6 protein-coding genes are annotated in these 9,082 nt (G+C 66.2%); 3 read left to right on the forward strand and 3 right to left on the reverse strand.

Going from position 1 to position 9,082, the window contains the following annotated elements; translation table 11 throughout:
* Positions 1 to 162 precede the first annotated feature (162 nt).
* The gene (locus tag AC1DYI_RS19315; protein ID WP_477205751.1) at positions 163 to 1,635 is read left to right on the forward strand and encodes a S41 family peptidase; all 1,473 of its coding nucleotides are present in this window, start codon (positions 163 to 165) and stop codon (positions 1,633 to 1,635) included.
* Positions 1,636 to 1,813: 178 nt separating this feature from the next.
* On the opposite strand, the gene AC1DYI_RS19320 is transcribed toward AC1DYI_RS19315, so the two are convergent.
* The gene (locus AC1DYI_RS19320; RefSeq protein WP_477205752.1) at positions 1,814 to 4,327 is read right to left on the reverse strand and encodes a protein kinase domain-containing protein; all 2,514 of its coding nucleotides are present in this window, start codon (positions 4,325 to 4,327) and stop codon (positions 1,814 to 1,816) included.
* A 454-nt stretch (positions 4,328 to 4,781) separates the two neighbouring features.
* On the opposite strand from AC1DYI_RS19320, the gene AC1DYI_RS19325 reads away from it, so the two are divergent.
* Positions 4,782 to 6,026, forward strand: a complete 1,245-nt coding sequence (locus tag AC1DYI_RS19325) for a hypothetical protein (RefSeq protein WP_477205753.1) — start codon at positions 4,782 to 4,784, stop codon at positions 6,024 to 6,026.
* An 86-nt stretch (positions 6,027 to 6,112) separates the two neighbouring features.
* Here the strand turns inward: AC1DYI_RS19325 and AC1DYI_RS19330 are convergent, their stop codons facing one another.
* A complete protein-coding gene (locus AC1DYI_RS19330; protein ID WP_477205754.1) occupies positions 6,113 to 6,403 on the reverse strand; it encodes a winged helix-turn-helix transcriptional regulator in 291 nt (96 codons plus the stop codon).
* 165 nt (positions 6,404 to 6,568) lie between these two features.
* On the opposite strand from AC1DYI_RS19330, the gene AC1DYI_RS19335 reads away from it, so the two are divergent.
* Complete coding sequence (locus AC1DYI_RS19335) at positions 6,569 to 7,873, forward strand: cyclase family protein (protein WP_477205755.1); 1,305 nt, start codon at positions 6,569 to 6,571, stop codon at positions 7,871 to 7,873.
* A gap of 47 nt (positions 7,874 to 7,920) precedes the next feature.
* On the opposite strand, the gene AC1DYI_RS19340 is transcribed toward AC1DYI_RS19335, so the two are convergent.
* Positions 7,921 to 8,289 (reverse strand): hypothetical protein, encoded by a 369-nt coding sequence (locus AC1DYI_RS19340; RefSeq protein ID WP_477205756.1) that lies wholly within the window; start codon positions 8,287 to 8,289, stop codon positions 7,921 to 7,923.
* Positions 8,290 to 9,082 lie beyond the last annotated feature (793 nt).

Consider the following 9,082-nt stretch of genomic DNA (forward strand, 5'->3'; position numbering starts at 1 on the left):
AGCCGCACATGACGCGCGCCTTCAGGGCTCATCTTGGAACCACGCCGGCGGCCTACCGCCGCGGAACCCGCGGCTGACGTTCAAAAAGGGCGCGTGGCGTTCAAGACGGGCGTCGCTGGCTGCGCGATAAATGCGGCCTCGCCGTTCTACGAAGACATGCCCATGACCGCAATGCGCCGGCCCCTGATGTTGGCCGCCCTGACACTGACCCTGTTCACCGCCCAGGMACGCGCTTATGACGCCGCTGCCTGGCAGCGCGACTACGCCCAGCTGAAGAAGACGCTGGAGCAGGACTACGCCAACCTCGCCTGGTTCGCGTCGCCCGAAGGCGGCGTGAATCTGCCGCGGCTGGACCGCCTGACCCGGCAGTCCTTGCAGGCCGCGCGCAGCGACCGCGAGGCCCGCCAAGCCATCGAGAACTTCGTGAGTGCCTTCAAGGATGGGCACTTGTCGGTGCTGCCCGATCAGGCCGCGCCAACGGGTGCGGCCCTCACGGTGCCGGCCAAACCCTTCGACGCGACCGACCCTGCTGCGGCTTGCGCGGCACTGGGCTTCCTGCCCACCGCTCGCGTGGCCTTCTCGCTGCCGCTGGAGAGCCTGCCTAACTTCCAGCTGATGGGCGACGGCCTGGCGACCGTCTACCGCGCCGGGCTGGCCACCACGGCAAGCGGCCAGAAGATCGGAGTCATCCGCATCCAGAACTTCACCAACCGCGCCTTCCCGGCCAACTGCCCGCAAGGTTTCGCATCGTTGAAGGCCAAGGGTGAGACCATCAACGAATCGACATTGCGCGACGAAGCCGACCACCGCTGGTTCGCTGGCCTGGCCGAGCAGATCACCGCACTGAAAGCCGCCGGCATGACCACGCTGCTGATCGACGTGGGCGGCAACGGCGGTGGCAACGACAGCGGCGACCTGTTCCCGCGGCTGTTGACCGACCAGCCTGTGCGGTCGTCCCGACTACGTATGGCGGCCTCCGCCGCGGCGAGCGCCTATGCCGACGAAAAGCTGGAAGGGCTGGACACGGCGCTGAAGGCCTCGCCAAACGCCGAGGCGCGCGAGGCACTGACCCGTGCGCGCGAGTTCTTCGTGCAGGCCAAGGCCCAGGCCCAGCAGCCCTGCGACATGGCCTGGGTGTGGACGCAACAGCAGCCGTGGACCGGCAAGGGCTGCAAGCGGCTGGTGGACGTGGGCTATGCCGGTGGCTTCGCGCCCACGCTGTCGCGCGGTGCGTTCGGCGACCAGAACATCGCCTACCGGTTGTCCTACCCGTCCAGCGCCGACGATCTCTGGGCCATGTGGACCGGCCCACTGTACGTACTGACCGACGGCCGCACATACTCATCGGCCGAGATGTTCACGGCCGTCGTGCAGGACAACCATCTCGGCAAGACCGTGGGCGCCAAGACTGGCGGCTGCGGCTGCGGTTTCATGAATGGCGACCGGCCCAAGGTGCTCGCGCATTCGCGCCTTCGCCTGCGCATGCCTGATTGCATGCGGCTGCGTGCCGATGGCCGCGACGAGGTGGCCGGCATTGCGCCTGACCTGCCGGTGCTGGCAACCGAAGGCGAGGACAGCCGCCAACACGCAGAGCGGTTGCTGGAAACCGTCGCGGCCGAGGTGTTGGCGCGTTAGGTTGGCGCGCGAGACTTGCACCATCGGGCGTGTCGATCAGCTCGCGCACGATGCGCTCGATCGCTTGCCCGTGGGGGCCAGGCTTCATGATGCCCGCCCGCCCGCCCGCCCGCCCGCCCGCCCGCCCGCGTGTCCGCGTGTCCGCGTGTCCGCGTGTCCAGTCGCCGCCTCGGCGCGTTCAGCGCGCCGAGGCGATGTGTTCGATCGCGGTGCGCACGTCCTGCGTGCTGATATTGCCGCCCCCGGTTCCGAAACGCTTCTCGACGTCGTCCAGCACCACGAGGCCTTGTTCGTAGCGTTGCTTCGCCGCCGGCTTGGCACCCAGGGCTTGCAGGGCCTGGCCGAGGTGGTAGAGGTTGGCGCCGTGGGTGTAGAGCGGGTAGGCGTCCTGCTTTGCCCCGGCAGGCAGGCCATCGAAGAGCTCCACCGCGACCTGCAGGCGCTGCCGCGCGTCCGCCGTGTCGCCGGTGGCGATGAGTGCCGCGCCGAGCTGGCCGAGGCAGTGGGCGCGCTCGAACCGGTAGCGTGCATTGGCAGGATCGGCTTCGCCGAGCCTGTCCCAGATGGCGAGTGCCTTCAGATGCCGGTCGCGAGCCTCGGCCGGTTGATTCAGGCGAATGAGGGCCCGGCCCACGTCGTCGCTCATCGCGGCGACGCGGGCCGCGAGCAGCGCGTCTTCCGGCTTGGCCGCCAGTGCGCTTTCCAGCAGCGCGACGCCCTGGCTGAAGGCGTCGTAGGCGAGCTTCGCGGTTTCAAGCGTGGTGTCGCGTTCGAGGTAGCGATCGCCGAGTTGCGAGTAGTGGCTGCTGAGGTAGAGCTGCGCCTGCCGCTGGTTCGGATTGAGCGCGAGGACGCGGCGCAGCAGCTCCGCGGCCTTCTCTGACTCCACCATGAAGTCGCCCATCGTGTCGGCGCCTTGCATGGCTTGCGCACGCTGGCCGCGCGTCGTCGCGAGCAGCATCAGGTCGGCTTCGTCGTCCGGGTGCGCATCCGAGAGCTTTTGCGCAATGGCCACGGCTTTCTCGGCGGCGGCCAGTGCGGCGGCCGATTCGACGCGCATCGCCAGCAGGCTGGCCTGGCTCTTGTACAGGTTCACCAACTGGCGCTGCGCCGGTTCGTCCACCATGCCTTCGAGCAGCGCGACCCCGCGGGCGTAGCTCTTCAATGCACCGTCCGGGTCGCCGAGGTTGGAGGTGAAGGCCTGGCCCTGGATGTCGCCGATCTTGTGGTAGGCGGTGGCCAGCTCCACCCGCAAGGCGGGGTCGCCGCTCGACTCGGCGCTCAGTTCCTCGAGGTACTTCAGGGCGTTCTGCACCAGCAACTGGCGCGCCGGCGTGGCACCCGCCAGCTTGACGATGGCATCGTGCACTTCGAACATGAAGCTGTTGGCCAGCCGCCGCACACTCTGCGCGTGGTGCTCCGCGCGTTCGCGCTGCTGTCGGGCCTGCACTGCCTGGTAGCTCGCCACGCCCATGCCCGCGATGAGCGCGACGTTCGCGAACAGCACCGCGCCCGTCACCGCCTTGTGGCGCAGCAGCAGCCGACCAACGCGATAGCTGAAGGCGCCGCGGCGCGCCTGGACCGGCAGGCCTTCGAGGTGCCGKAAGATGTCGTCGCCCAGCGCTTCGGCTGAAGGGTAGCGGTGATCGGCCTGCTTGCGCAGCGCCATCATCACGACCGCATCGAGATCGCCCTGCAGCTGGCGCCGAAGGGGGCGCGACAGCATCTGGCCCGCCGCATCGAGCGCGCGGCTGGGCGGCAGCGGTTCGGTGTCGCAGATGGCGCGGGCAAGGGCATAGCCCTCGCCGGTGGTGTCGCCGTAGGGGCTGGCCTGCGTGAGCAGCCGGTACAGCACCACGCCCAGCGCGTAGATGTCGCTGGCCGGCTTGGCGGCTTCGCCGCGCACCTGCTCGGGGCTGGCGTATTCGGGCGTCAGCGCCCGCTGCGCGGTCGCCGTGACCGCCGGATCGTCGGCCGGCCCGATGCGCTTGGCGATGCCGAAATCGACCAGCTTCACCACGCCCTGGGCCGTGACGAGGATGTTGCTGGGCTTCAGGTCGCGGTGCACCACGCCTTGCCGGTGTGCGTACTCCACCACCTGGCACACGGTGCGGAACAGGCGCAGCCGGTCTTCGATGCCGAGTTCGCGCGATTTGCAGTACGCGTCGATGGGCTGGCCGTCGACGAACTCCATCACGAAGTAGGGCGATCCGTCGTCTGCCAAGCCGGCATCCAGCATCTTGGCGAGGTTGGGATGGTCCAGCGTCGCGAGGATGCGGCGCTCGGCGTCGAAGCGCTGCCGCAAGAACTCCTGGTCGAGGCTTTCGCGCATCAGCTTCACGGCCACCTGCTGCTCGTACTGGCCGTCGGCCCGCTCGCCGCGGTAGACCTCGCCCATGCCGCCGCGTGCGATCAGCGCCACCAGGCGATAGGCGCCCAGCCGGTGTCCGATCCACGCGGGCGTGGACGGCATGCCGAGCGCGTCCAGCAGCTGTTCGCTCGGATGCGAGTCCAGCGGGGTGTCGCTGAGGTCGCTGGCGGCGAGCAGGGATTCGAGTTCGCTGCGCAAGGCGCCGTCGCCATCGCACACGCGGTCGATAAACCCTGGCCGCTCTTCGACCGCGAGCGACAGCCCCTCGGCCAGGAGGCCTTTCAGGCGTTGCCAGGCTTGCGGATCCAGTGCCTGGCTCATGCGAGACCTCCGGCCGGACACGCCGCGTGACCAGGCGCGGCGATTGCCGCCCGACCGTGTAGGGCAGTTGCCGCTGTCAAGGTGAATGCCATGAGGCCCTTTTTATTGCTACGCAAAGTTGTCGATGCGGTACAGCGGAAGATGTTAGCCCGCGCTGGAGGCAGATCTCCTGCGCTGCATAGCGGCTTCATGTCAGCGCTTGGTGAATCTCATTGCCATTTGCTGGTCGTTACACAACGCATGGTGGGGGCGGGAGGCAGCGCGCTCAAACTATGGGAGCGTGCATTGCCGGCGGCTACAACGGTCGTTCATTGACGCTTGGCTGTCTGCCTGCCGGCAGATCAGTGCGAGTGCTGCAAGAACCGCGGGACGGGCAGGTCCAGGCAAACCAGGGAGGGAGCAGCTCACAGCTGCAGGTGCTGGTGCCGGTGAGCCCGCCGAGAAGGTGGCCCGGTTGCGCGTCATGGCGTACCACGGGCCCCAGCTCTGTTTTCGCGACCGGCGCGAGCGTTGCCTTGCACGGCTGATGTATCGCCTGCGCCGCAGCCGCCGGAAGTCTCTCGTCGCGTCCATTGACCAAAGTCACTCCGTGCCCAATGCATCCATCAGGCCTGTGCTGATCTATTTCAGCCGGTGCAGCATTTCGATCCTTCGCATGCCAAGGCTGCGCGCCGGGTGGCTCGCGGCTGTGTGGCTGTCGGTGCTGACGGGTTGCGCCAGTCAGCGCGCGATCCAGCAGCATGAGGCCGCAGCGCCCGGGCGCGGGCCAGACGCGGTTGCCTCCAGCCCCTTGCCGATGCTCAGGGCGGTGGGCGCCGCGGTGCCGACAGACAGTACGTGCCGCGCACACGATCCGACCCCACGAGAGCGGGCCAAGCAGCGCAATGCGATCGACCCGTTGAGGGTGCCGGCGCTGTACACCGAGTTGTTTTACGGCCAGCCCCGCGATTCACTCGCCGCCATCCCGGTGGATGGCATGAGTTTTCGCCGGTACAAGCAGTTCGACGATCCCGACAGCGGCCTGTCCGGCTTCGTGCTGTTGGACGACGCGAGCGGCCATGCGCTGATCCTTTTCAAGGGCATGGACCGGCCGTTTGCCGAGGGAGACGGTTGGGGCGGCGCGCTCACCGATCTGGGCGGTGTGCTCGCGGCCAAGTTCGGCACCGGCAACGGCCAGATCCGCCGCGGCGACGATGCCTACACCGAGGCGCTGTGTGACCAGGCCATCAAATCGATCGAGCTGGTGGGTTACTCGATGGGCTCGCAGATCGCCAACGTCCTCGCCTTGAAATACAGCGCGTTCGCCGTGGTCTTCGGCGACATGGGGCTGGACTCGACGCTTCTCAAGCGCCATGCCCGAGGCGACTTGCCATCAGCGCGCGCACGGGCCCGTGGACACATCGTCTCGCTGTCCTTGAATGGCGATCTGGTGGTCAAGTTGTTCGGCGTGGGCGAGGTCGTGGGCACCGTGGTGAAACTGCCTGGCGTTCTGGTCGGTGTGCTTCACCAGCCGGAGGTTTATGCCAACGCAGCGAATGCGGCGATCCGCGATCGCGACGCCCACCGGGACGAGGCGGCCGGCGCGCCGACGCGTGCAGACGCTGGCGCGGCGCGACCGGACCCGGTCGTCACGCATGGCAACACCGATGACAGCAGTGCCCAGGCCGTCGATGCGCACCACTCGAACGTTCGGCATTGAACCGAAGCGACATCATCCCGAGAACCGCGACATCCTTCGCTTGCCTCGTCAAGGTCAGCAGCACTCACTGACCGATCAGTGGGACATCAATCGCCCCGGCGTTGATGCTGCAGACCCCACTCGCCCATCGCATCGAGCACTGGCACCAGCCTGCGTCCGTAGTCGGAGATCGCGTACTGCGAGGTGATCACCTTGCCCACCGGCACGACCGTGCGCGTGACGACACCATCGGTCTCCAACTCGCGCAGGCTGCGGCTCAGCATCCTTTCGGATGCGCCGGTCGCGCGCTGCAACTCCCCGAAGCCGGCGTCGCCCGTGCGCAGGTGCCACAGGATGCGCGGTTTCCATCGGCCACCGATCACCTCCACGGTGGTCATGACGGGACAGTCACGCATCTTGTCGACGTCGAATGCTTCGGCCGGACTACTTGAACTCGTACTGCTTACATCGATGTCAGTCATTGAAGAGGGAGGCACTCGCCCCGTACAGTTTCTTCGATCCAAACACCCAGGGGTTCTATGTCGAGCAAGTATCGTCGCTTCATGTTGGCCGTGGCTTGCGCGGCCCTGTCGAGCTGCGCTGCCCCCGGTGCGCCGTCCGCCACATTCGATGAACTGGTGGCGCGCTCGGACATCATCGACCTCACGCACACGCTGGACGAGAACTTCCCTTACATCCCCGTGCCCGGCGTCACCTTCGGCTTCGCGCTGGAGCCGATCGCCACGATCGAGAAGATGGGCGTGGCCGCGAATGCCTGGCGCATCCACGAACACCTCGGCACCCAGATCGACGCCCCCAACCACTTCAGTTTGGGCGGACGCAGCCTGGAGGCCCTGGAAGGGCAAGCACTGGTCGTACCCGTGGTCGTCATCGACTTCCGTCGCCAGAGCGCGCTCGACCGTGACGCCGTGATCCAACCCGAGGACATCCTGCGTTGGGAGCAAGAGCACGGCCGCATTCCTGCCAACGCGGTGGTGGCGCTGTACACCGGTTGGGACCGAAAGATCAGGGATAAATCCTTCATCGGCCAGGACGAGAACCACGTGAAGCACTTCCCAGGCTTTGGCCCGGATGCGGTGCGTTTTCTGGTTAGACAAAGAGACATCTGGGGTGTCGCCGTGGACACCATCTCGTTCGACGTCGGCATCGACGGCAGCTACGCGGCGCACCGCGAGTTGCTGGGCGCGGGCAAGTGGGCCTTGGAGGCCCTCAAGGACCTGGACCTGCTGCCACCACAGGGCGCCACGCTGTTCATCGGCGCGCCCAAGGTCCGTGGCGCAACCGGAGGCCCGGCGCGCGTGCTCGCGTTCGTGCCCAAGGCGCCTGCAAGGCCGCTTGCAATGGCCGGCACGTGGAGCAGCGACGGCGTCGAGACGATGTCGGGCGCGCGCAAGACCCACCTGACTCGGTCCTTCCAGTTCGATGCCAAGCGCTGGTCGGTGGAGTTCACCGTGTTCGCCGACGCGCAAGGAAAGGTGCCGCTGGTGCGCGGCCACAACGAAGGGTCGTACACCCTCGGTAAAGCGCTTCCTCTGGCCGAGGCGGTGKAGGCGGACTTTTCCTTCGAGCGACGCACCCTGACGCCCTTGACCGAAGACGTGGCCGCCACCTTGACGGCGGCCCGCTGTGGCGACGCCCCGTGGAAGGCAGGTCAGTCGCAGGACGTCACCCGCGGAGGCTGCGCAGCGTTCCGGGTGCCCTCGGCGAGCCAGTGCTCGCGCGAGTACGACCTGGTCCGGATCGAAGCCGGTCAGCTCCGACTCGGGCCTCGGCCGCAGGACAGCGACCTGTGCGAGCCGCTGCGCCGACCGGCCTACGCCGAGGGTGCCTCCTTGCGTCGGCAGTGACTGTGCGGTCCACCAACCGCGCAGCCATGAAAGGGCCCGTGCCCTCTTTAGCGCAAGTCGGTTTGGCTTAGCGGTCGGCCAAGCAGCGGATCCAGAGCCACCATGGTGCCGCGGACATTCGTTTTCGCTTCGGTAATGACAACCTTGCAAGAAACCGCTTGATGGGGCGCCGTCCCTTGCGTGTTCACGTCCGCTTGGAAACTGCAAGTGGCACCCGGCAACAGCGAGCCCCGATTCGTACAGTCATTGAAGTTCTGGTCGAGAGGGGCCTTGAATTGGCCCAGAAGCTCTGTCGAGACGAAGTGAATCGGCACGGTGCCCGCATTGACGACCACGCACGCGACTTGTTGTTGACTCTCACCTCCGAGAATGGGGCCGGAAGCCAACACGGATGCCGCCTTGGCGGTTCCCGCCATTCCGCACGCCAGGGCAATCCCTGAAAGAATAATGTTCCTACCTTTAGACATTCTGCATACCTCACCTTGGAAAATTAGAGATTGATTGAATTACGTCTAACGGAGATTTGGAGTACGACGCATCTACATGAGAATTTCTCCTTTCTTTTGGACAAAAAAGCCTTGAATGGAGCGCGCGCCGGGAACGCGCCCGTTTGACCGTGCATTCCAGAGAAATCAACCGCGACCAGTCATGCTCGTTCCTGGGCGTTGCTGCTGGACAGGAAGAACGGCCGCTCCGTCCGTGTCGACAGTTAGCGCCGGGCATCGGGATACGTTAGAGCTGCCGCACTTCGTTGTCGCGGCGCGTTTCGACAGGTTTGGATCGATTTCGGACATGAGCGCGATTTCCGCGCCGCCGCCTGCGCCCCCTGAGCTCGCTCGGCAACACGCAAGGCGTGCCCACCACACCTTGTGGCGTCGCGGGCGACGGAAGTTCTTTCTGTCTGTCTCTTCTGCTCGAAGACGTTACCCGACCGCTCCATTCGGTGTGCGCAAGTCCTTGTCGCACAGCGTTTTCGTTCTCAGCGCCCGTATCTGGGATACGCCGTTTCGTAGTTGAGGAACGAAGATCGCGACTCCTATTATTCGCGGACTCGCTGCGGGCATAACGGCAACGCTGCGTGGATTCAATCCAACCTGTGGAGAGCAGCGTGTCCATATCGTTCAACCCCTTTTCAGCCGCATATCACTTCGTCGAACAAAAGGCCTTGCCCGCACTGGATGCTGCGCGCGATACCGTGCGTGATGGCAT

This window comes from Ideonella sp. P3_A4 (assembly GCF_056403075.1).

Excerpts from the sequence above, each read along its gene's own strand:
- AC1DYI_RS19330 (WP_477205754.1), bottom strand. The coding sequence starts at position 6,403 with ATGACCACCGTGGAGGTGATCGGTGGCCGATGGAAACCGCGCATCCTG.
- AC1DYI_RS19340 (WP_477205756.1), bottom strand. The coding sequence starts at position 8,289 with ATGGCGGGAACCGCCAAGGCGGCATCCGTGTTGGCTTCCGGCCCCATT.